Source organism: Streptomyces fagopyri (genome assembly GCF_009498275.1).
GTDB classification, from domain to species: domain Bacteria; phylum Actinomycetota; class Actinomycetes; order Streptomycetales; family Streptomycetaceae; genus Streptomyces; species Streptomyces fagopyri.
The window spans coordinates 4501127-4523942 of record NZ_CP045643.1; the positions used below are offsets into that span (position 1 = coordinate 4501127).

Sequence of the window (22816 nt, forward strand, 5' to 3'; positions counted from 1 at the left end):
GTCAACGTCAGCCCTCGTCCGGGCCACCGCTCTCCTTGTCGTCGGCCGCCTCAGCCGTCGTGTCGTCGGACTTGACGGACTGGGCGCCCGGCTGGGGCTCGGCGACCGCCACCCGCGCGGGGCGGATGGTGCGCTCGCCGAAGCGATACCCGGGCTGCAGAATCGCCACGCACGTCGTCTCCGTGACGTCCGGCGCGTACGAGTGCATCAGGGCTTCGTGGATCATCGGGTCGAAGGGCTCGCCCTCCTTGCCGAACTGCTGAAGCCCCATCTTCGCCGCGACGGTCTCCAGCGACTCGGCCACCGACTTGAACCCGCCGACCAGTTCACCGTGTTCCCGCGCGCGGCCGATGTCGTCGAGGACGGGCAGGAGCTCGGTCAGGAGGCTCGCGATGGCGAGCTCCTTGACCGCGATCCGGTCGCGCTCGACCCGGCGGCGGTAGTTCTGGTACTCGGCCTGGAGCCGCTGGAGGTCCGCGGTGCGCTCACCGAGCGCCGTGCGTACCTGGTCCAGCTGGGCCGTCAGGCCGGCGGTCTGTGCTGCGGCCGATGCGTCCCCGGCCGGGGACGCCCCCTCCGCGGAGGGGGCGTCCTTCGGCTCGGCGTCGTCAGGGGTGGCGCCGGAGGGGACGTCAGGCTTCTCTTCGAAACCCGGGGTCTCCTCCGTCACGCGGCACCGTCCTTGCGGTCCTCGTCGACGATCTCGGCGTCCACGACGTCGTCCTCGGCCCTGGCCTGGTCGGCGCCGGCGGCACCCTCGGCGCCACCCGCCTGGGCGTCGGCGTACATGGCCTGGCCCAGCTTCTGCGAGACGGCGGCGACCTTCTCGGTGGCCGTACGGATCTCGGCGGTGTCCTCGCCCTTGAGCGCGGCCTTCAGCTCCTCGACCGACGCCTCGACCTCGGTCTTGACGTCACCGGGGACCTTGTCCTCGTTGTCCTTGAGGAACTTCTCCGTCTGGTAGACGAGCTGCTCGCCCTGGTTGCGGGACTCGGCGGCCTCGCGGCGGGCGTGGTCCTCCTCGGCGTACTTCTCGGCCTCTTCGCGCATCCGGTTGACCTCGTCCTTCGGCAGCGAGGAGCCACCGGTGACGGTCATCTTCTGCTCCTTGCCCGTGCCCAGGTCCTTCGCGGTCACGTGCATGATGCCGTTGGCGTCGATGTCGAAGGCGACCTCGATCTGCGGGACGCCGCGGGGCGCCGGCGGCAGACCGGTCAGCTCGAACATCCCGAGCTTCTTGTTGTACGCCGCGATCTCGCGCTCGCCCTGGTAGACCTGGATCTGCACGGACGGCTGGTTGTCCTCGGCGGTGGTGAAGATCTCGGACCGCTTGGTCGGGATCGTCGTGTTCCGCTCGATGAGCTTCGTCATGATGCCGCCCTTGGTCTCGATGCCGAGGGACAGCGGGGTGACGTCGAGGAGCAGGACGTCCTTGACCTCACCCTTGAGGACACCGGCCTGCAGGGCGGCGCCGATGGCGACGACCTCGTCCGGGTTGACACCCTTGTTGGCCTCGTTGCCGCCGGTCAGCTCCTTGACGAGCTCGGCGACGGCCGGCATACGGGTGGAGCCACCGACGAGAACGACGTGGTCGATCTCGGACAGGTTGATGCCCGCGTCCTTGATGACGTTGTGGAACGGCGTCTTGCAGCGCTCCAGAAGGTCGGCGGTGAGCTGCTGGAACTGGGCGCGCGTGAGCTTCTCGTCCAGGTGCAGCGGGCCCTCGGCGGAGGCCGTGATGTAGGGCAGGTTGATCGAGGTCTCGGTGGACGAGGACAGCTCGATCTTGGCCTTCTCCGCGGCCTCACGCAGGCGCTGGAGAGCCATCTTGTCCTTGGCGAGGTCCACGCCGTGACCGGACCTGAACTGCTGCACCAGGTAGTCGACGACCCGCTGGTCCCAGTCGTCACCACCGAGGTGGTTGTCGCCGTTCGTGGCCTTCACCTCGACGACGCCGTCGCCGATCTCCAGGAGGGACACGTCGAAGGTGCCGCCACCGAGGTCGAAGACGAGGATCGTCTGGTCGTCCTTGTCCAGGCCGTACGCGAGCGCGGCGGCCGTGGGCTCGTTGACGATACGCAGGACGTTCAGGCCCGCGATCTCGCCGGCCTCCTTCGTCGCCTGACGCTCGGAGTCGTTGAAGTACGCCGGAACGGTGATGACCGCGTCCGTGACCTTCTCACCCAGGTAGGCCTCGGCGTCACGCTTCAGCTTCTGCAGGATGAAGGCGCTCATCTGCTGCGGGTTGAAGTGCTTCCCGTCGAGCTCGATCTTCCAGTCCGTACCCATGTGACGCTTCACCGAGCGGATGGTCCGGTCCACGTTCGTGACCGCCTGGCGCTTGGCGACCTCGCCGACGAGCACCTCACCGTTCTTGGCGAAGGCGACGACGGACGGCGTGGTCCTGGCACCCTCGGCGTTGGTGATGACGGTGGGCTCGCCGCCCTCCAGAACGCTGACGACGGAGTTAGTCGTGCCCAGGTCGATGCCGACCGCACGTGCCATTTCAATTCCTCCAGCAATGACTTGAGTGGAACGGACTCAAGTGTGCACGACGTCCAGCTCCCGGTCAACAGAGCTGAGTCGAGGGGGCTCAAGTCTTATCTGTTCCTTACACGCAGGTGGCCGCCTACCTGCGGTTTTCCCGGGACGTTCGCGCCGTCGGCGGGAACACGAAGGAGTATCAGGACCGCCACGACAGCCCCACCCGCCACCCACAGGGCCGCTGTCGCCCCCACCCACCGCAGGTCGATCAGCATGCCGACCAGTGCACCCGCGAAGCCGGTGGCGCCGACGAGAACGGCGGCGCCCCGCGCCGTGAGACCGAGGTGGCGCAGGCGGTGGACAAGATGGTCCTGAGCGCCGCGCGACAGCGGACGCCCGGCGCGCCGCCGCGACACCAGCACCAGGGCCGCGTCGGCGGTCGCCACCACCGTCAGCGCGAACACGGCCCCCACGCCCGGCCCGGCCTCCCGGCCCGCGTGCACCAGCACGGCCGCCGAGGCCAGCACGAACCCGGCGAACAGGCCGCCGCACCGCCCCGGGACGATCCGGGCGGGCAGCCGGCCGTGCATCAGGAGCCCGGTCAGCGCGGCGGCCAGCACGCTCAGCAGCGTCGCCGGCCCGTCCATGACCTCGGCGGCCGCGCACCCGCTCAGGGCGAAGGCGGTGACCACGGCGACCGTCCCCATCACCCCATCGGCGTGATCGAGGCAGGTGAAGGCATGCGCGACGAGGACGATCCACCCGACCGCCACGACCCCCACGGGCAGCCCGAGCACCTCGAACGGCACGGTCAGCGCGGCGGCGGCGGTCACGACGGCCGCCCGCACCGGGAGCGGTACGGGCCTCAGGTCGGCGACGAGCCCGAGGGCACCGACCCCGACGCCGGCGACCAGCAGCCGCCCGGCCGCGGGGCCCAGCGGGGCGACGCCCGTCCAGTCCCCGACACCGGCGACGAACGCCGTCGCCACGATCACCGCGGGCCCGCCGAGCAGCGCCACCACGCGCCCCTGGCGCCGCTCGACCGCGCCGAGGCGCAGAGCGAGGCTCCGCAGCAGCGCGGCGAGCACGGCGGCGAGGAACAGGGCGGCGGTGGCGGCGGCGATTCCGTACAACACAGCGCCAACTTAGGGTTGAATGTCTGAAATGTGCAGCAGATAACACGATCAGGTTTACGTGTCGACCCCACGACCCCGGGAAGGGACACCCCCGTCAGGCGACCCTCAGCGACACAGATCACCGCACCGCTGGCTACAGTGCGGCGCAAGAAGTGGGTAGTCTCAGACGGACTGCATAAGTTACCGCTTAGTAATCACACAAAGTCCCACCTCGCAGGCCCGAGGAGCCCCCAATGCAACTCGCCGCGATCATTGTGTCGCTGACCCTGACCGTGGTCGGCGTTGCGCTCATCGCCCGAGCCGTCGCGCAGATCTACCGGTTCATCAAGCTCGGCCAGCCCCTCCCGGCCGGTTCCCGGACCGACGCCTGGAAGGCCCGCAGCATCACGCTGGCCAAGGAGTTCGTCGGCCACACCCGGATGAACCGGTGGGGGATCGTCGGCGTCGCCCACTGGTTCGTCGCCGTCGGCTTCCTGACCCTCGGCCTGACGATCGTCACGGCCTACGGACAGCTGTTCAAGGCCGACTGGACGCTGCCCGTCCTCGGCGACTGGCTGCCCTACGAGCTGTACACCGAGTTCATCGCGCTGTTCACGACGCTCGGCATCCTCGTACTGATCGCGATCCGACAGCTGAACCGGCCGTCGAAGCCGGGCCGCAAATCGCGCTTCGCGGGCTCCAAGACCGGCCAGGCCTACTTCGTCGAGGCCGTCATCCTCGTCATCGGCCTCGCCATCATGACCTTGCGCGGTCTGGAGGGCGCGATCCACGGCGTCCACCACTACGAGGCCGCGTACTGGGCGTCGTACCCGCTGGTCGCCGCCTTCAAGGGCCTGAGCCTCGGCACCCTGCAGACGCTGGTCTACCTGACCGCCATGATCAAGCTCGGCGTCACCATGGGCTGGGCGATCACGGTCGGCCTCAACACCAACATGGGTGTCGCCTGGCACCGTTTCCTCGCCTTCCCGAACATCTGGTTCAAGAGGAACGCGGACGGCGCGACCGCGCTCGGCGGCCTGCTCCCGATGACCTCCGGCGGCAAGGACATCGACTTCACCGATCCCGGCGACGACGACGTCTTCGGTGTCTCCCAGGTCGAGCAGTTCTCCTGGAAGGGCCTGCTGGACTTCTCCACCTGCACCGAGTGCGGCCGCTGCCAGTCCCAGTGCCCCGCCTGGAACACCGGCAAGCCGCTCTCCCCCAAGCTGCTGATCATGTCCCTCCGGGATCACGCGCACGCCAAGGCCCCCTACCTGCTCGCCGGCGGCGGCAAGGACATGGAGGGCAACGAGAAGGCCTCCGCCGAAGCCCTCGCGGACGTGCCCGCCGCGGCGCTCGCGGAAGCCGAACGGCCCCTCATCGGCACCGCCGAGGAGAACGGCGTCATCGACCCCGACGTCCTGTGGTCCTGCACCACCTGCGGCGCCTGCGTCGAGCAGTGCCCCGTCGACATCGAGCACGTCGACCACATCGTCGACATGCGCCGCTACCAGGTGATGATCGAGAGCGCGTTCCCGTCCGAGGCGGGCACGATGCTCAAGAACCTGGAGAAGAAGGGCAACCCCTGGGGCCTGGCCAAGAAGCAGCGCCTGGAGTGGACCAAGGAGGTCGACTTCGAGATCCCCGTCGTCGGCCGCGACATCGAGGACCTCACCGAGGTCGAGTACCTCTACTGGGTCGGCTGCGCCGGTGCCCTGGAGGACCGCGCCAAGAAGACGACGAAGGCCTTCGCGGAGCTGCTCCACATGGCGGGCGTCAAGTTCGCGATCATGGGCGGCGACGAGAAGTGCACCGGTGACTCCGCCCGCCGCCTCGGCAACGAGCCCCTCTTCCAGGAGCTCGGCATGGAGAACGTCGCCGCACTGAACATGGCGTTCGGCGAGGAGACGGACGACGAGGGCAACACCACGCCCGAGTCGAGGAAGCCGAAGTCGGCGAAGAAGATCGTCGCCACCTGCCCGCACTGCCTCAACACGATCGGCAACGAGTACCCGCAGCTCGGCGGCGACTACGAGGTCATCCACCACACCCAGCTGCTCCAGCACCTCATCGACGAGGGCAAGCTGCTCCCCGTCACCCCGGTCGAGGGTCTGATCACGTACCACGACCCCTGCTACCTGGGCCGCCACAACAAGATCTACACGCCGCCGCGCGAGATCATGTCCGCCGTCCCGGGTCTGCGCCAGCAGGAGATGCACCGCCACAAGGAACGCGGCTTCTGCTGCGGCGCCGGCGGTGCGCGGATGTGGATGGAGGAGCGGATCGGCAAGCGCATCAACAACGAGCGTGTCGACGAGGCGCTCTCCCTCAACCCGGACATCGTCTCCACCGCCTGCCCGTTCTGCCTCGTCATGCTGACCGACTCGGTCAACGGCAAGAAGAACGACGGCAAGGCCAAGGAGTCCGTCCAGGTCGTCGACGTCGCCCAGCTGCTGCTCGACTCCGTCAGGACGCCGGTCGATCCGGCGGGGGCCGCTGAGGCGGAGAGCGAGCCGGAGCCCGAACCGGTGAAGTAGACCGGGGACGCCCCACGGACGCCGGAGGAGCTGGTGACAGCGCCTCCGGCGTCTCGCGTTCTCCCCCGGCTCCTCCACCTGCGGGTTCCCGGGGACGAGCACCCGGCCCGGGGACCTCACACGTCCCGCAAGAAATCCGAACTCACGTACAACCCTCCTGCCTGCCTGTGGGTCTCCTGTTCGCCGACCGGCCATGAACGTCAGGACAACTCCCGGCGAACGTGGGCCGTCCGCACCCCATTGACTGGGAGTGCCCGCCAGGCATTCCCGCATGCCGCAGGAGAATCCCGCATGCACAAGCAGCACCCGTACCACCGCCCCCGCGCCCTGCAGCTCGCCCTCGCGACGGCCACCGCGGCCGCCCTGACGGGCGGACTGCTCACGTTCTCGGCGGCGACGGCATCGGCCGCCGACTCCACGACCGTCCCGGCGGCCGACTTCAACGGCGACGGCATCGGCGATGTCGCGTTCTCCGCCTCGGGCGCCTACGTGAGCGGCCACAAGTACGCCGGCCAGGTCGTCGCCCTCTACGGCACCGCCACCGGCGTGTCGGCCGCCAAGCGCTCCACGATCAGCCAGAACACCGCCGGGGTTCCCGGCACCGCCGAGGCCGGGGACGCCTTCGGCGCGGAGACGGCCTACGCCGACTTCAACGGCGACGGATACGACGACCTCGCCGTGTCCTCGCCGCACGAGAAGGTCGGCACCGACACCGACGGCGGCGGCCTCGCCGTCCTCTGGGGCTCCCCGAGCGGCCTCACCGGCAAGGCCGTGACGATCTCCGACCCGGCGACCTCCTCCCACGACCTGTGGGGCAAGAACCTGGCCGCGGGCGACTTCGACGGCGACGGCAAGGCGGACCTGGCCGTAGGAAGCACGTCGAGCACGATCTACGTCTACAAGGGCGGCATCACCTCCGGTGGCGCTGCCGGCCTCGCCCGGACCACGATCAAGCCCCCGATCCAGTCCGGCGGCACCGCCCGCGGTCCGCTGAACCTCACCGCCGGTGACATCAACGGCGACGGCCGCACCGACCTGGTCGTCGACGGCTTCGAGACCAAGACCGACTACGGCTGGAACACGAACTACTACGTGCCCGGCACGGCGAACGGCCTGAGCGTCTCCGCCGCGAAGACCCTGAAGACCGGCATCATCACGGCCGTCGGCGACATCAACGGCGACGGCTTCGGCGACATCGTCAGCGGCGCGCCCTGGGACAACACCAAGCTCAGCGACGGCACGACCCCTCCGGACTCCGCGTACGGCGGCAAGGTGAACATCACCTACGGCTCCGCGTCCGGCCCGGCCTCGACCGCCGGGATCAGCCAGAGCACCGGCAGCGTGCCCGGCACCGCGGAGAAGAACGACAGCTTCGGGTACGAGCTGGACCTCGGCGACATCAACCACGACGGCTACCAGGACCTCGTCGTCAGCACCGCGTACGAGGACCTCGACGGCCACGCGGACGCCGGCATGGTCACCGTCCTGTACGGCTCCGCGCAGGGCGTCAACACCTCCTCCGGCGCGCAGGCCTTCGCCCAGAGCACGCCGGGTGTCCCGGGCAACGACGAGAAGGGCGACCTCTTCGGCGTGGACGTCAAGCTCGACGACGTGACCGGCGACGGCAGGGCCGACCTCCTGGTGGGCTCGTACGAGAACGCCGGCGACGGCACGATCACCTACCTGCCCTCCAACGGCACGAAGATCACCACGACCGGCTCCCGCTCCGTCTGGCCGGCCGACGCGGGCGTCTCCACCACGGGCAGCCCGGCCTTCGGCGCCAATTTCGCGGACTGAGCCGGCCTTCGGCAAGGGGAGCGGAGGGCGTGTTCCGGCGGAGGGTCCGTTCAGGCGGAGGCGCGCGGGACCTCCGTACGGCCTGCCCGTTGCGGCTCGTACGGCTCGCGGGTCACGGACCGTAGGCCACGCGGGCCGGGCGTGACCCACGCCCGGCCCGCGTGACTCGTACGGCCTACGCCGAGAACACCGAACGAACCGAACACATCGAACACACCTTCACTCGACCCAGGCCGGGCCCGCATGTGCGGACCCGGCCTGAGCGCCGCCCTCTCCGGTCGCGTCGAAATATCCCGGAAAAGCCCCTGGCGCATCCCCCAGAAAACCCCCATTCAGCCCTTGTGCGGCCCCTTAAGGGATGTCACAGCTCGGCCCCAAAGCCCGCTCTGCGGGCCCAGGTCCCGCACGTCACTGTGCGAGACCAGGTACGTTCGATTACGTGGCTGGATTCAGGATCGGGCGCGGCCGGGACAACCGGGCCCCGCAAGCGCGACCGCAACAACACCAACCGTCGTACGGGCAGCAGGCCCCGCAGGGAGGCCGGGAGCCGTACGGCTACCCGCCCGCGCCCTCACGGCAGCAGCCGTACGGGGGGCAGCCCTACGGCGGCGGGCAGCAGCCCTACGGCCGTGGACAGCAGGGCGGTGGACAGCAGGGCGGCTGGCCCCAGGCCGGCGGCCCCGGCGGCGGTGAGCCGGAGTACTTCGGCGACGGGCACCCGCAGCAGGGCCCGGACCCGTACGCGGCGAACAGCCCCGGCCACACCCAGGCCTTCTCGGTCGGCGAGGACCCGTACAGCCAGGGCGAGACCTACCGCGCGGGCCAGGCCGCGGCCCCGCCCGTGGGTCCCCGCCTGCACTGGAAGGACCTGCTGAAGGGCATCGTCACCAGCCCCAAGCAGACCTTCCTGCAGATGCGGGACTACACGATGTGGGCCCCGGCCCTGATCGTGACGTTCCTCTACGGCCTGCTGGCGGTCTTCGGCTTCGACGGTGCCCGCGAGGACGCCATCAGCGCCACGCTCTCCAACGCCGTCCCGATCGTCCTGACGACGGCCGTGGCGATCGTCATCAGCACGTTCATCCTGGGCGTGGTCACCCACACCCTGGCCCGCCAGCTGGGCGGCGACGGCGCCTGGCAGCCGACGGTCGGCCTCTCCATGCTGATCATGTCCATCACGGACACCCCGCGCCTGATCGTCGCCATGTTCTTCGGCGGCGACGCGTCCTTCGTCCAGCTCCTCGGCTGGGTGACGTGGGTGGCGGCGGGCGCTCTGCTCACCCTCATGGTCAGCCGGTCCCACGACCTCCCTTGGCCGAAGGCCCTGGCCGCGTCGGCGATCCAGCTGATCGCGATCCTGTCCATCATCAAACTGGGCACGTTCTGACGGACCGCATACGGCGGGCGCGCCGCTCTACGCACCGGAAAGGGGCTTCTCCCCCGCCACTCGGCACGGGAGAAGCCCCTTTTCCACTTCCCCGCCTTCGGAACGCCGAAATCGTGACGGCCGTCGCCGTGACCCGATAGGCCGCGTGCTCTGTGGCCGCGCGGGGCTGGTACGGGGGAAATGGGAGGCCCCGTACGCGTGCCTGGGAATCGTTCAATGCCTGACGCCGCCATCCCGTCAACCGAAACTCAGGATCGAGACTCAGGATTCGAGGCTCGGAATCCAAGAGTCAGGATCCAAGAATTGGACTTCAACAACAGGAACGATGGCGGGGGAAAGAACAGCGGCAATAATAACCTCGGGGGCTCCTCTCATTTCTGGGCGTCATACGGCTCTTCAACTTCCAGGTCCCGGTCTGCCATCCGGCGGGACACGTCGGATGGCAACACCGCCGGCACACAGCACATCAACTGCAATCAGAGCCGGGACGGCAGTCCATCGCGGCCGCATCAGGCGGGCCACAGCCTGAGCCCGCTGGATGCCGGGCCGCTGACGCACCCCGTGACAACCTCGCCCTCCACAGCAGGGCGCGCACGTGAAAGTCCGGCGGTCGGGTGACTTCGGTCCACCCGACCGCCGGACTCTGACATTCAGCCGTTGTTGTTATTGTTGTTGTTGTTCCCGCCTCCGCCGTTGTTGTTGTTATTGTTGTTGTTGTTACCCCCACCTCCGTTGTTGTTGTTATTGTTGTTGTTCCCGCCTCCGCCGTTGTTGTTGTTGTTGTTGTTGTTGTTCGCGCCCCGGCCTCCGTTGTTGTTGTTGTTATTGTTGTTGTTCCCGCCTCCGCCGTTGTTGTTGTTATTGTTGTTGTTGTTCGCGCCCCGGCCTCCGTTGTTGTTATTGTTGTTGTTGTTCCCGCCTCCGCCGTTGTTGTTGTTATTGTTGTTGTTGTTCGCGCCCCGGCCTCCGTTGTTGTTGTTGTTATTGTTGTTGTTCCCGCCTCCGCCGTTGTTGTTGTTATTGTTGTTGTTGTTCGCGCCCCGGCCTCCGTTGTTGTTATTGTTGTTGTTGTTCCCGCCCCCGCCGTTGTTGTTGTTATTGTTGTTGTTGTTCGCGCCCCGGCCTCCGTTGTTGTTGTTGTTATTGTTGTTGTTCCCGCCCCCGCCGTTGTTGTTGTTATTGTTGTTGTTGTTCGCGCCCCGGCCTCCGTTGTTGTTGTTGTTATTGTTGTTGTTGTTGTTCGCGCGACCTCCGCGGTTGTTATTGTTGTTGTTGTTATTGTTGTTGTTCGCGCGCCTACCTCGGTTGTTGTTGTTGTTATTGTTGTTGTTGTCGCTCGGCGCCGTCGCGTGAGTTCCTGTGGGTGTCGGAGCGGCGAAGGCGACAGAGGGCACCATCGCGCCTCCGGCAGCCAGAGCAACCGATGCGGTCAGCATTGCCGCGCGCTTTGCGATCTTGTTGAGCATGATGATTCCTTTCCGATGTGTGGGCCCTCTCGATTCGCAGCTCAACTGGATTACGGACGTAATTCTCCGCAAAATGTGCCGACGGGCCGATGAGCCGACCCTGGCACTCCCACCACTCCGGTCCCCGGAAGCTCGTGACTCGACGGAAGACCGCAACATTCGTCATCGACGTTGTGGCCGTGGATTCGTCGTCAGAGGCATTTCGGAGACGCGGTTGCGCGATGTTCTCGACGCGGGGCGGTTTGAGCCGTGAACCGGGAAACCCGATTTCTGGAACTCCTTGGCCAGCATGCGCTGCCGTAACCGGGGGCACATCGGGTGAACACCCCAAGTTCCACTCGGGCCCACCCCACATCCCCTCCCGGCACACCCACTCCCACCCCAGGCATTCCGCGACAGCGCCCCACCAGCAGACCTGTCCCGCTCGGACTGGATCTTTTGCGCGGCCCTCGCCGTGGAGGGAAAATGGCTGGTGATGGACCTACTAGAGCGAGAGGCCGTACTCCAGGACCTCGCCGGTCACCTGCAGGCGGCCGTGAGCGGTCCTGGACGCCTCGCACTTGTGCGCGGCGAGGCCGGCATCGGCAAGACCACCGTCGTCCACCACCTGGCCCGACAGGCCGATCCCAGCATCAGGGTGCTGGTGGGCGCTTGTGACCCATTGGCCACACCCCGCCCCCTCGGCCCCCTGATGGACCTGGCCCCGCGCCTGGGTCCGGCCGTGCGCACCGGACTGACCGGGGCGCTGGCCGGCACCTGCCGTTCCGACGAGGTGTTCGACTGCCTGCTCGCCGACCTGACCGCCAGTCCCAGCCTGCTGGTCGTGGAAGACGTCCACTGGGCCGATGAGGCCACGATGGACCTGCTCCGGTACCTGGCACGGCGCCTGACGAGTGTTCCGTCGCTGGTGGTGGCCACCTACCGAGACGACGAGGTCGGCCGCACCCACCACCTGACCGCTCTCCTCGGCACTCTGGCGGGCTATCCGTGGGTGTACCGCCACGACCTGGCACCCTTGAGCCGCTCGGCCGTGGCCCGGCTGGCCACCGGACACGCCGTCGACGCCGAGCAGCTCCATCACCTCTCCGCCGGCAACCCGTTCATCGTCACCGAGATCCTGGCCGCCCCGGCCGAGACCATCCCGGCCACGGTGCGCGAGGCCGTCGCCGGCCGCCTGGCCGGCCTCTCGGCCGCGGCGCGAACGGTCGTCGACGTACTGGCTGTCCTGGGGCACCGCGTCTCGCCGCCGCTGCTGGCCGGCGTCCTGCCGGCCCCGGAGGAAGCGCTCGAAGAGGCCGTGGCCTGCGGAATCGTACGTACTGTCGGACAGGCGACCGAATTCCGCCATGAACTGACCCGGCTGGCGGTGCTGGAGGCCGTACCCGCCGCCTCCCGTCTGCGGATACACCGGCAGGCCCTGACGGCGATGCGGTCCGGCCCGGTCACCGCGGATGATCTGGCCCTCCTCGCCGATCATTCCGAGGCCGCCGGGGATCCCGCCGCCGTGTTGGAGTACGCGCCCGCGGCGGCCGACCATGCCGCCGCGACGGACGCGCACCGGGAAGCGGCCGCCCAGTACGCCCGCGCGCTGCGGTACGCCGACAGCCTGCCGTCCGACCGGCAGACCTCCCTGCTGGAAGGACACGCGCAGGCCTGTCTCCTGTCCGGCCGGCTCGACGAGGGGGTCGAATCCTGTCGTACGGCGGTGCGGCTGCACCGTGCGGCGGGAGACCGGCCGCGTGAGGGGGACAACCTGCGCCGGCTGTCGTACTGGCTGTGGGCGGCCGGCCGGACCGCCGAGTCGAGGCAGACCGCTCTGGACGCGATGCGCATGCTCGACGGGCTGGGACCGAGCCGGGAACTGGCCTGGGCGCACCTGAACCTCTGTCAGCTGGCCTGCTACGAGCATGAGGCGGTGGCGGAGACCGACTCGCACGCCGAGAAGGCGATCGCTCTCGGTGAGCGCTTCGGCGACACGGAGGTGGTCGTCCAGGCGCGCTTCCACGCCGCGGCGGCACGGATGCTGAGCGAAGGACACGGCTGGGAGGACTGCGAACGGGCGGTGGACAGCGCGATGGCGCAGGATCCGCCGGCGGACGCGGGCTCCCTGGCACTCGTCATGTGCTGGTTCGCGGCGTTGCAGCGTGACGTCGACCGGACCGCCGCGGCCGTGAGCCGGGCGGAAGCCCACTGCCTCGATCACGATCTGCTGTTCCACCTGCTGTCCTCCAGGGCCTGGGGCAGCTGGGGGCTGCTGAACCGGGGCTCGTGGACCCAGGCGGCCGATGCCGCACAGGAGGTCCTGTCCCATCCCCACTCGCCACCGGTCGTCCGGGCCCTGACCCTGACCGTCCTGGGCCTGGTGCGGGCGCGCCAGGGCGAGGTGCAGGTGTGGCCGCTGCTCGACCAGGCCGCGAGCCTCGTCGACGCGAACTGCCTGACGGCCACGGGCCTGGGGTGGGAGGCCCGCGTCGAGGCGGCCTGGCTGGCCGGCGACGACGAGCGGGTCCGGGCGGAGGCACGACGTGGGCTGGACGCGTCGCAGGATCGCAGTCATCCCTGGCTGTCCGGGCCGCTGGCCTGCTGGATCCGCCGCGCCGGGGGAACGCCCCCGCGGGTGCCGGCGGCCGGACCCCATGCGCTGGAGCTGGCCGGCGACTGGTCCGGCGCCGCGGCACTGTGGGACACCCTCGGCTGTCCGTACGACGCCGCGCTGGCCCGCCTGTCCGGCGACGCACCGGCGCTGCACCAGGCCCTGGCCGTCTTCGAGTCCCTCGGCGCCCGGTCGGCCGTGGCACGTACCCGCGCCGTGATGCGTTCCCGCGGCGTCCGCCCGATCCGGAGAGGCCCACGCGCTGCCACCCGCGCCAATCCGTACGGGCTCACCAACCGTGAGCTGGACGTCCTGAAGCTGCTCAACGAGGACCTGTCGGACGCCGAGATCGCGGCCCGCCTCTACATCACACCCAAGACCGCCGGGCATCATGTCGGCGCGGTACTGAACAAACTCGGTGTCCACACCCGCCACGAAGCCGCCCGTAAACTCCATCATTCCGACCGCCGATAGGGAACGCTCGCACGCGGCGGGTCCACCCGGAGTCCATCAGATTTGCGCCCGCTGGTCGACGCCGGGGACGCGGAGATCATCCGACGCACATCTCCCCGCCGTGCGACAATGGAACGAATCCTCGCACTCGCAGCTTGCTTCAGCTTTCAGGGTGATGAAAATGAAGAAAGCATTCCTGCGGAGTGTCGGTCTGACCGCGGCCTGCTGCTGCATGGCGCTGGGGGCGTGGAGCACGTCAGCGGGTGAAGCAGACGCTCTTTCCCAGAAATCGCAGGCCGCATTCACAAAATCGGCACTTCAGTGCTACGCGACGCACGGCAGTCCGAATGACATCGTGTGCTACCGAAATTCATGGAAGGCAGAATTCCGGCACGGCGAGGTGGTCTATGTCCCCATCCTCATTCAGGTACCCGCTCCGGCGAATCCACCATCCGTGACGACCGTCGACAGCCTGAACGACATTCACCCGAGCACCACGAGCCCCGGCTGAGCACGGATTCGGCGCTGCCGGCATGAGGTCAGCCGGCCCGGGGGTACGCGACTTCCACCGCGCTCCGAGCGATACGCCACGATTCGTGGCTACGTGGTCGGGTACCGGTACTGACCGACCTCGGGATCCGGCGGCCCGTCCATTCCCAGGTCCTTGCGCATGGCCTCCCGAAGACGAGCGTTCTCCCGCCAGAGGTCGGCCCGAATCCGAAAGTACGCGTCGCCTCTGACGTCAGGGTCCTCGATGAGCCCGTCCCTCATGCGAGTCAGTGCGTCACACGCCTTCACCGCCAGCTGAATGATCTCTGCCGAAGCGGTGAGGGACAGACTCTGCCGAAACCGCCAGACGCCCGACCCGTCGAGCGCCTGATGAAGGTCACCGTAGAGCCGATCGCCGGTCGAGCGATCGACCTGGAGGACGACCGTCCGCATGTCGGAGTGCCCACGGCTCAGCGCCATGAGGAATTCGGAGTACACGACCCTGCGTGTCTGAGATCCGTCCCTCTGCTGGTCACGACGCCAACGGATGCGCTCGGCAATCAGTGCGGAGCTCACACCGACCACGGCTCCTGCCAGGGTGCTCACCGGGGATATCCAGTCCACTGACGTGTGTTACCCAGATGACCGATATCCGCTAACCCCCGCATCGACGGGAGGGTCCGTCCGAGCCGCTGGAGCGCTTCCTCGGACGGCGTGATCGACTCGCCCGACTTGCGTACCACCGGCAGAACGCTCCAGGCATCAGCGCCTGTACGAGGGTAGTTGCCAGCACGCCATAAGCGCAGGTCAGCACGACTTTTACTTGGCCCGGAAATGACGGACCCGAGGCAGGCAGGTTCACGGCCTCGCGTCCAGGGTGGTGTCTCAGCGCCACACGCGTACGGCGTGTGCGTAAGCGTTGTGGGTGCGCCGCCGGGCGCCGGATCAATGAATTCCTGAGCGATCCTTCTGCCGAATGGTTGTCGTCGGAGGGTGCCCCTCCCGGCCCGTCGTGCTCACCGCGCCTGGGTCCAGTCGCCCGCTTCCGTGCCCCGGATCCTCCGGTTCGGTCGCGGCACCCGACCGGGTGCGTCTCGGTGGGGCACACGAACGTCCGGGCGATCGCCCCGGCCCATGGCCTGGGCGGTCGCGCGTCTCCTCCGTACCGAATATGACGAAGTGTCATAATGTGTCCACTTCCGTCAACCCGGTCGAGAGGATTGCTGTGACCATCTGTCAAACCGTGAGGGGGGTGGGCGCGCGGGAGACCCTCCCGTCGTCGGCACCGCCTGATCTTCGAGTGCGTCGCTCGTGGTGGGACGGGTTGCTGCGGACGCTGGTGGCAGGTCTCGTCGTAGCGGCCGGCCTGACCCTGCCCATGGTGGCCCCGCAGCCCGCCCAGGCCGTGCCGCCCGGCACCTACGCCTACGTCACCAACTTCAACGCCAACACGGTGTCGGTGATCAACACACGGACGAACACGGTGGCGGTCATGGTTCCCGTAGGCAATGCGCCGTGGGAAGTGGCGGTGTCGCCGAACGGCACCCGCACCTACGTCACCAACCGGGCCGATGACACGGTGTCCGTGATCAACACCGCGACCGACACGGTCGTCGCCACCGTCCCCGTCGGCCTTGAGCCCCTGGGGGTGGCGGTGTCGCCGGACGGCACCCGCGCCTACGTCACCAACTTCAGCGCCAACACGGTGTCCGTGATCAAAACGAAGACGAACACGGTCGTCGCCACCATCCCCGTCGGCGCTGCTCCCATCGGGGTGGCGGTGTCGCCGAACGGCACCCGCGCCTACGTCACCAATTCCGACGCCGACACAGTGTCCGTGATCAAAACGAAGACCAACACGGTCGTCGCCACCATCCCCGTCGGCGCCTTCCCGTTCGGGGTGGCTGTGTCGCCGAACGGCACCCGCGCCTACGTCACCAATTTGAACGACGACACGGCGTCCGTGATCAAAACGAAGACCAACACCGTCGTGGCCACCATCCCCGTCGGCGATGCGCCCCAGGGGGTGGCGGTGTCGCCGAACGGCACCCGCGCGTACGTCGTCAACGCCGACGCCGGCACGGTGTCCGTGATCAAAACGAAGACGAACACGGTCGTCGCCACCATCCCCGTCGGCGCTGCGCCTCGAGAGGTGGCGGTGTCACCGAACGGCACCCGCGCCTACGTCACCAACGCCAACGCCGACACCGTGTCCGTGATCAAAACCGCCACCAACACCGTCGGGGCCACCATCCCCGTCGGGGACCTCCCGTTCGGGGTGGCGATCGGGGTCGTGCCCTGCCCAGGCCACGGCAAGCCGGGTCACGGGAAGCCCGACCACGGCAAGCCGGGTCACGGAAAGCCAGGCCACGACCGGTCGACCACGGCCACCGTCCCGGCCTCCGGTAACTGCACACCGGCATGACGAACGCCCCGGCGCCGGCCGCCCACCCTCGGACGACCGACGCCGGGGCACCGCGTGACCACGCGACCCCGTCCTTGCGGAACTACAACGCATCACAGGAAATGCCGAGCGCCGGGAAGCCGCTGGAGAGGATCGGCAAGTAATCGCAGGGGAGGCAATGGCACGGCTCGACTCAGCCCTGGGTCAAGATGCCAGTAGCTGGGGCAGCCTCACGAGGACGCAACCGGCAGGTGGTCGGGGTCGGCCCCCCGCGGCCACGGGCGAGGGCACACAAGAGTGCCGGCTCGCCCAGACGCAGGTCAGAGAGCTTCCTTCGATGGAGTGATCGGCTCGCCCGACTTACGTACCACCGGCAGAACGCTCCACGGGAAGTTGATCCACTCATCGGTCCGCTTCCACACGTACTCGCACTTCACGAGCGAGTGGGGCTTCTCGTAGATCACGGCGCTGCGGACCTCCGCGACCGTGTCGACGCAGAAGTCGTGCACGAGCTTGAGCGTCTTGCCGGTATCGGCGACGTCGTCCGTGATCAGGACCTTCTTGTCGGAGAAGTCGATCACGTTGGGGACGGGGGCGAGCATGACGGGCATCTCGAGGGTGGTTCCGACGCCCGTGTAGAACTCGACGTTCACCAGGTGGATGTTCTTGCAGTCGAGGGCGTACGCGAGACCGCCCGCGACGAACACACCGCCGCGCGCGATGGAGAGCACTATGTCCGGCTCGTACCCGTCGTCGACGATGGTCTGGGCGAGTTCGCGGACGGCGGTGCCGAACCGCTCGTAGGTGAGGTTCTCGCGTGCCGCGGTCATGCTCGCGCCCTCACACCTGGGTCCGGTGGAAGTTGAGGAAGGACCGGGAGGCGGTCGGTCCGCGCTGCCCCTGGTAGCGGGAGCCGTACCGGTCGCTGCCGTACGGGAACTCGGCCGGCGAGCTGAGCTGGAACATGCACAGCTGCCCGATCTTCATGCCCGGCCAGAGCTTGATGGGCAGCGTCGCGAGGTTGGACAGCTCCAGGGTCACGTGTCCGGAGAAGCCGGGATCGATGAACCCCGCGGTGGAGTGCGTGACGAGGCCGAGCCGCCCGAGGGAGCTCTTGCCCTCGAGCCGCGAGGCGAGGTCGTCGGGCAGCGTGATGACCTCGTACGTACTGGCGAGGACGAACTCGCCGGGGTGCAGGATGAACGGCTCGTCGCCCTCGGGCTCGACCAGCCGTGTCAGATCCGCCTGCTCGATGGCGGGGTCGATGTGGGGGTAGCGGTGATTCTCGAACACCCGGAAGTAGCGGTCGAGCCGCACGTCGACGCTCGACGGCTGCACCATGGATTCGTCGTACGGATCGATCCGCACCCGTCCGGCGTCGATCTCGGCCCGGATGTCCTTGTCTGAGAGAAGCACGCCCCGAGGATACGCGTGGGGCTGCCCACAATTGTGGACAGCCCCACTCCTACGTACCGCTGAGACCGCTCGGCGTCTGCCGCTACTGCTTCTCCAACGCCACCGGAACGACGTTCCGCAGCCGCGTGCACCGCGGGCACCGGATCAATCGACCGGGGCCGAGCCGCTCGGCCTTCTGCATCGGGAACGAAGCGGTGCTGAACACGTGCCCCTCGGCACATCGGACGACGGTGCGCTCCATCAAGTCCACGGAGTCCCTTCCCCAAGAGCCTTCGTCAGGCACCGGCGTGGCTGACGACGAAAGCCACATTACGGGATGAACGGGACGGCTCCCCAAGCGGCACTCCGACCCCGCCAGGACACTCTCCCTCGGCGCCACCGTACGCCCCAACTCCGTTCCCCCGCAGCCGTGTCCACCCCCCGAAACGCACGGCGGCCCCGCGGCTTCAGCGCCGGGGGCCAGGCATGAGGTAGAGTGAGCGGGCATTCGACACCGGATGAACCGGCGTCTTACGCGGGTGTAGTTTAATGGTAGAACATCAGCTTCCCAAGCTGAGAGCGCGAGTTCGATTCTCGTCACCCGCTCTTCTTGAAGCCCCAGGTCGCCGACCTGGGGCTTGTGTGTTGGTGGGGATTCTCCATCTCATTCGGTCCGCCTGGCGAAGGAAGATCGGGCACGCACCGGGTATGAGCGCCTGGCATGCGCGGTGCGCGCGCTCCCGTTGCCGGAATATGACGCTGCCCTGCGAATTCGTGGCGTCGGGCGCGGCCTTCCCGTAGGAGAGCCCTCAGCCTGCCATTCCACAGCGAGGCTGAATGGCGTATTCGTGCGCCTCGAAGGCGACGGCAACCCAAGTCGCCGCGGGCAGAAAGAGCTTGGGCACCGGGGAGCTCCCGTCACAGAGGCAGGCCCCTTCGGACTCTGTCAGGGTCCGATGCGCCGTAGCGGGACTTCCGCCCTGTGCTGAGCCACCGTCGCGCGGAGCCGCATTCCGGCAGCCGGTAATGCATGGCAGCCAGTCATGAACATGCTGTTACGCTCCCCCCACGCGCGTGGGGGGAGCGGCCGGGGGGCCGGGGGAAGTGCCAAGGCGTTGCCGTACGTCCCGCCATGCCTTCTTCTTGCCTTTCAGGAGGAACGGTGGCCCGACTCGGCCGACCCAGACACAGACCGACTCTTGGTTCACGTTCAGCACGCCTCGGCCCGCCGACGGTGCGTACCGCGGCCGTCCTGGCGACGGCGCTGGCTCTCAGCCTCCCGCTCGTCGCCGTCCCGTCCTCGGCGGCAGCCGCGCCGCAGCCGGCCCCCGCGGCAGGAGAGTTCGTGCTGCCCGCCGCCCCGCGTGCCGTCCCCAGGGCCACTCAGATCCTCAACGCGGGGACCAGCGGCTTCCTTTGGGCCCAGGAGGGTGACGACCGGCTCCTGTGGACGGACTACGCCACCGGCGCCGCGACCGCACTGGAGCAGCGGCTGGACGTCCCGGTGCAGTACGACATCGACAGCGGCTACTTCCGTGAGGCCGCGTCGTCCCGACCCGGCTACTACGGGGATGGTTCCGACACCGTAGCCCTCTACTCGGAGGAGGACTCGCAGGTCACCCTCCTTCAAGGCGCGGGCGCCTCGGGCGGCACCACCGTGGTGCCGGTGCCCGAGTACCACACCTACCAGGGGACCTTCGGCAGCACCGTCGTCACCAGCACCAGCGGCGTCAACGGGAACCCGAACGCCTACCAGTTGTGGCGCGTCGAGGACGGGGGCGGGGTCGGGCAGACGCCCGTGACCGGGCTGCCGGACGGTGCGGGCAACATCGTCGTGGACGACGGTGACGCCCGGTCGGTCATCCTCCGCTACGACACCGACGAGGACAGCTGGGGCCACTGGGGCATCGTCGACCTCGCCACCGGCGCGTTCAGCACGCTGCCCGACCGGGTCGACCCGGAGGACGGCTGGGAGGTGACCGGCTTCCGGCTGGGCGCCGACTCTGTGCTGCGGCTGCGAAGCGGGCGCGGCAAGGCGGACGTGTACGACCGCGACGACCTGTCCGCCCCAGCCCGTACCTTCGATACGGGCGCACTGAGCTACGAGGCCGCGTACGGGATCGTCGGCGACAAGCTGCTCGGCGTCGAACCGGTGTCGCCCGGCGACAACAAGTACCGGGGCCAGCCGCTGTGGGCCCTCACGTCCGACGGCACGGACACCGACCTGATCAAGGTCATGGATCCGGCCGCCCACCAGATCGTCCAGGCACCGGACGGCTCTGTCCTCGTGGCGGGCGCCGAGCAGTACGTCGAGCAGGGCGATCTCGACTGGGGCGTCCACCGGATCGCCCTGGCCACCGACGGCTCGCTCACCCGCAGCCGCCTGTCCGCCGTGCGGCCGATGCCCGCGCGGATCAACGGCCTCTCGCTCGGCAGCGGCATCCTCACCACTGCCGACAACAGCACGCTGTACGAGCCCGGCACGATCATCGGCGCCTATCGCAGCACCTGGCTCACCACGAGCGGCACCCCGGGCGTCGCCAGGACCACCGTGGACGGACTGGTCAGCGGGCGGGACGGCGACTGCGCCGCCGACGCCACCCGCTGCATCCCGATGTTCGCCGACGGCACCGGCCGCCACGGCCGCCGCGACGCCACCGAGTCCGGCCTGACCATGCTGCGCACCAACGGCGCCACCGCCTGGGGTCCCACCCTCGACACGGGCGACGACAGCCCGGAACTCAACGATCTCTCCGGGCGGTACGCGGTCATCGACGGCGCCTCCTCCGGCGATCAGTACATCAGCGAGTTCCCCGACGGTTCGGCGGGCAAGGTCCTGCAGGAGCGCGACGGCGTCGCCGCGGCCGTCTGGGGCAACACCCTGTGGAGCGGCGCGGCCACGGGAGGCAAGGTCACGGCCACCCGGCTCCCGTCCGGCACTGTCGTTGAGTCCTTCACCACCCGCAACGGCTGCACTCCGTCCAGCCTCCAGGCCGTGGGCCGCTGGGTGTACTGGACCTGTGTGGACTCCTGGGGCGACGTCCAGGGCTCGGGCGTCTACGACCGTGCCGCCAAGCGCACCGCCACCGCCCCGGCCGGCAGGGTTCTCCTCGGAGACGGCTACCTCGTCCAACACATCGGCGGCACCAACTCGGACAGCGGGCTGACGCTCTTCGACCTGCACGGCGGTCTGCCGTCCAGCGGCTCATCCACCGATCTGCCGAGCCGCAAGCTCGTCAACTGGACCGAACTCGGCCGGTACGGAACCGGGGTCAGCGGGATACGCACCAGCTGGACCGTGGACCGCTTCGGCGGCGGTGTCGCCTATGCCGACGACGAGCAGCGCGTCCACCTCGTGCCGACAGGCGTTCCGGCATCCGCACTGTCGGCCATCGACTCCACGGTCACGTCCGGGCCCGCGAGCTGGTCCGGCACCTGGTGGCTGTCGAAGCCTGCCGCCTCCTGGAAGGCGACCGTCCGGCACAAGGCGTCCGGCGCCACCGTGCGTACCGTGTCCGGCTCCGCCGCCCGCGGTCTGCTCAAGGCCGCCTGGGACGGAAAGGACTCCGCGGGCCGCCTCGTCACCAACGGCGCCTACACCTGGACGCTCACCGCCCAGCCCGCCGACGGCCAGGGCGCCGCCCTCACCATCTCCGGCACCATCGCGGTGACGGCCGGAGCGGCGGCACGGCGCGACTACGCGGGCAACGACGGTGTCGGCGACGTCCTCACCCTCAACTCCTCCGGCACCCTCACCATCCAGCGCGGCACCGGCACGGGCACGCTGGGCAGCAAGGTCTCCGGTGCAGGCTGGCCGACCACCGCGAGGTTCGTGCCGTTCGGCGACCTGAGCGGCGACCGGTGCAACGACGTCCTGGTCCGGTTGAGCAGCGGCGCCCTCCGCGCCTACCGCCCCGCTTGCGGCAAGGCGGCGACGCCCTCGACGCCGTACACCTCACTCGAACCCTCGGACTGGGGCCAGTACGACGTGCTGACCTCGCCGGGGGATGTGAGCGGTGACGGCCGCCCGGACCTGATCGCCCGCAACGCCTCGACCGGCACGGTCTACCTGTACAAGGGCACCAGCACGGGCAAGCTGTCGGCCCGCGTGAAGCTGTACGACAACTGGAAGACCTACAAGAAGGTCGTGGGTGCCGGTGACCTGAACGGCGACGGCATCGACGACCTCCTGGCCCAGGACAAGTCGAACATCCTGTACCGGTACGAAGGCACCGGCAGGGGCACTTTCAAGGCCCGTGTGAAGGTGTTCTCGAACTGGGGCGCGTCCTACAACGCGGTCGTCGGAGTCGGAGACATCACCGGTGACGGCAGGGCAGACCTCGTCTCGCGCGACACCAGCGGCAACCTGTACCGCAACAACGGTGACGGCAAGGGGTCGTTCGGCGGCCGAACCAAGATCGCGACGGGCTGGCAGGGGTACAAGGCCGTCGTATAAGGGACATCGACCGCGTGGCACCCACTGCCGGGCCCACGTTTCTCGGCCTGGGCCCGGCGATTCGCCTCTCGGCGAACCGCCGGGCCTCCGCCTGCGGGGCAGGTTCGACCGCGAACTGAACCGCCTCCCCGAGGTCCTCACCGAGGACGCTGTAGGCCGACGACCGGCTCGAAGCGCGGACCTGGGTGCCGCGCCGGGACGCCAGGTGCTCCACGAGCGCCGCCACGCCTCCGACACGGG

At 68.6% G+C, this 22816-nt stretch carries 14 protein-coding genes and 1 tRNA gene; 8 read left to right on the forward strand and 7 right to left on the reverse strand.

Going from position 1 to position 22816, the window contains the following annotated elements:
* Nucleotides 1-7: 7 nt before the first annotated feature.
* From grpE to GFH48_RS19355, 3 genes are all read right to left on the reverse strand, one after another.
* Nucleotides 8-670 (reverse strand): nucleotide exchange factor GrpE, encoded by a 663-nt coding sequence (grpE, locus tag GFH48_RS19345; protein ID WP_153289457.1) that lies wholly within the window; start codon nt 668-670, stop codon nt 8-10.
* Nucleotides 667-2505: a molecular chaperone DnaK gene (gene dnaK / locus GFH48_RS19350; RefSeq protein WP_153289458.1), complete on the reverse strand. Its 1839-nt coding sequence runs from the start codon at nt 2503-2505 to the stop codon at nt 667-669. Before dnaK ends, grpE begins: the two co-directional genes overlap by 4 nt.
* 95 nt (nt 2506-2600) lie before the next feature.
* Nucleotides 2601-3620 (reverse strand): MraY family glycosyltransferase, encoded by a 1020-nt coding sequence (locus tag GFH48_RS19355; RefSeq protein WP_153289459.1) that lies wholly within the window; start codon nt 3618-3620, stop codon nt 2601-2603.
* A 233-nt stretch (nt 3621-3853) separates the two neighbouring features.
* Between GFH48_RS19355 and GFH48_RS19360 the strand changes: the two genes are divergently transcribed.
* From GFH48_RS19360 to GFH48_RS19370, 3 genes are all read left to right on the forward strand, one after another.
* The gene (locus GFH48_RS19360; protein WP_153289460.1) at nt 3854-6136 is read left to right on the forward strand and encodes a (Fe-S)-binding protein; all 2283 of its coding nucleotides are present in this window, start codon (nt 3854-3856) and stop codon (nt 6134-6136) included.
* Nucleotides 6137-6427: 291 nt separating this feature from the next.
* Nucleotides 6428-7933, forward strand: coding sequence for an FG-GAP and VCBS repeat-containing protein (locus GFH48_RS19365; protein WP_153289461.1), 1506 nt, complete (start codon nt 6428-6430; stop codon nt 7931-7933).
* Nucleotides 7934-8291: 358 nt separating this feature from the next.
* A complete protein-coding gene (locus GFH48_RS19370; RefSeq protein ID WP_153289462.1) occupies nt 8292-9320 on the forward strand; it encodes a Yip1 family protein in 1029 nt (342 codons plus the stop codon).
* A 650-nt stretch (nt 9321-9970) separates the two neighbouring features.
* Here the strand turns inward: GFH48_RS19370 and GFH48_RS19375 are convergent.
* Nucleotides 9971-10786 carry a hypothetical protein gene (locus GFH48_RS19375; RefSeq protein WP_153289463.1) on the reverse strand — a complete coding sequence of 272 codons (816 nt, stop codon included), beginning with the start codon at nt 10784-10786 and terminating at the stop codon, nt 9971-9973.
* Nucleotides 10787-11261: 475 nt separating this feature from the next.
* Between GFH48_RS19375 and GFH48_RS39740 the strand changes: the two genes are divergently transcribed.
* Complete coding sequence (locus tag GFH48_RS39740) at nt 11262-13853, forward strand: helix-turn-helix transcriptional regulator (protein ID WP_153289464.1); 2592 nt, start codon at nt 11262-11264, stop codon at nt 13851-13853.
* A gap of 160 nt (nt 13854-14013) precedes the next feature.
* Nucleotides 14014-14343 carry a hypothetical protein gene (locus tag GFH48_RS19385; RefSeq protein ID WP_153289465.1) on the forward strand — a complete coding sequence of 110 codons (330 nt, stop codon included), beginning with the start codon at nt 14014-14016 and terminating at the stop codon, nt 14341-14343.
* A gap of 89 nt (nt 14344-14432) precedes the next feature.
* On the opposite strand, the gene GFH48_RS19390 is transcribed toward GFH48_RS19385, so the two are convergent.
* Entirely contained in the window at nt 14433-14927 is a 495-nt protein-coding gene (locus GFH48_RS19390; protein WP_153289466.1) for a hypothetical protein, read from the reverse strand.
* A gap of 583 nt (nt 14928-15510) precedes the next feature.
* On the opposite strand from GFH48_RS19390, the gene GFH48_RS19395 reads away from it, so the two are divergent.
* Nucleotides 15511-16746, forward strand: coding sequence for a beta-propeller fold lactonase family protein (locus tag GFH48_RS19395; RefSeq protein WP_228120704.1), 1236 nt, complete (start codon nt 15511-15513; stop codon nt 16744-16746).
* Nucleotides 16747-17045: 299 nt separating this feature from the next.
* On the opposite strand, the gene GFH48_RS19400 is transcribed toward GFH48_RS19395, so the two are convergent.
* Both GFH48_RS19400 and dcd read right to left on the reverse strand, forming a co-directional pair.
* Complete coding sequence (locus GFH48_RS19400; RefSeq protein ID WP_153289467.1) at nt 17046-17555, reverse strand: phosphoribosyltransferase; 510 nt, start codon at nt 17553-17555, stop codon at nt 17046-17048.
* A 10-nt stretch (nt 17556-17565) separates the two neighbouring features.
* Entirely contained in the window at nt 17566-18141 is a 576-nt protein-coding gene (gene dcd, locus GFH48_RS19405; protein WP_153289468.1) for a dCTP deaminase, read from the reverse strand.
* Nucleotides 18142-18655: 514 nt separating this feature from the next.
* Between dcd and GFH48_RS19410 the strand changes: the two genes are divergently transcribed.
* Both GFH48_RS19410 and GFH48_RS39745 read left to right on the forward strand, forming a co-directional pair.
* Nucleotides 18656-18726: transfer RNA gene (locus GFH48_RS19410), tRNA-Gly, on the forward strand.
* A gap of 628 nt (nt 18727-19354) precedes the next feature.
* Complete coding sequence (locus tag GFH48_RS39745; protein ID WP_265590176.1) at nt 19355-22576, forward strand: FG-GAP-like repeat-containing protein; 3222 nt, start codon at nt 19355-19357, stop codon at nt 22574-22576.
* Nucleotides 22577-22816: the final 240 nt, after the last annotated feature.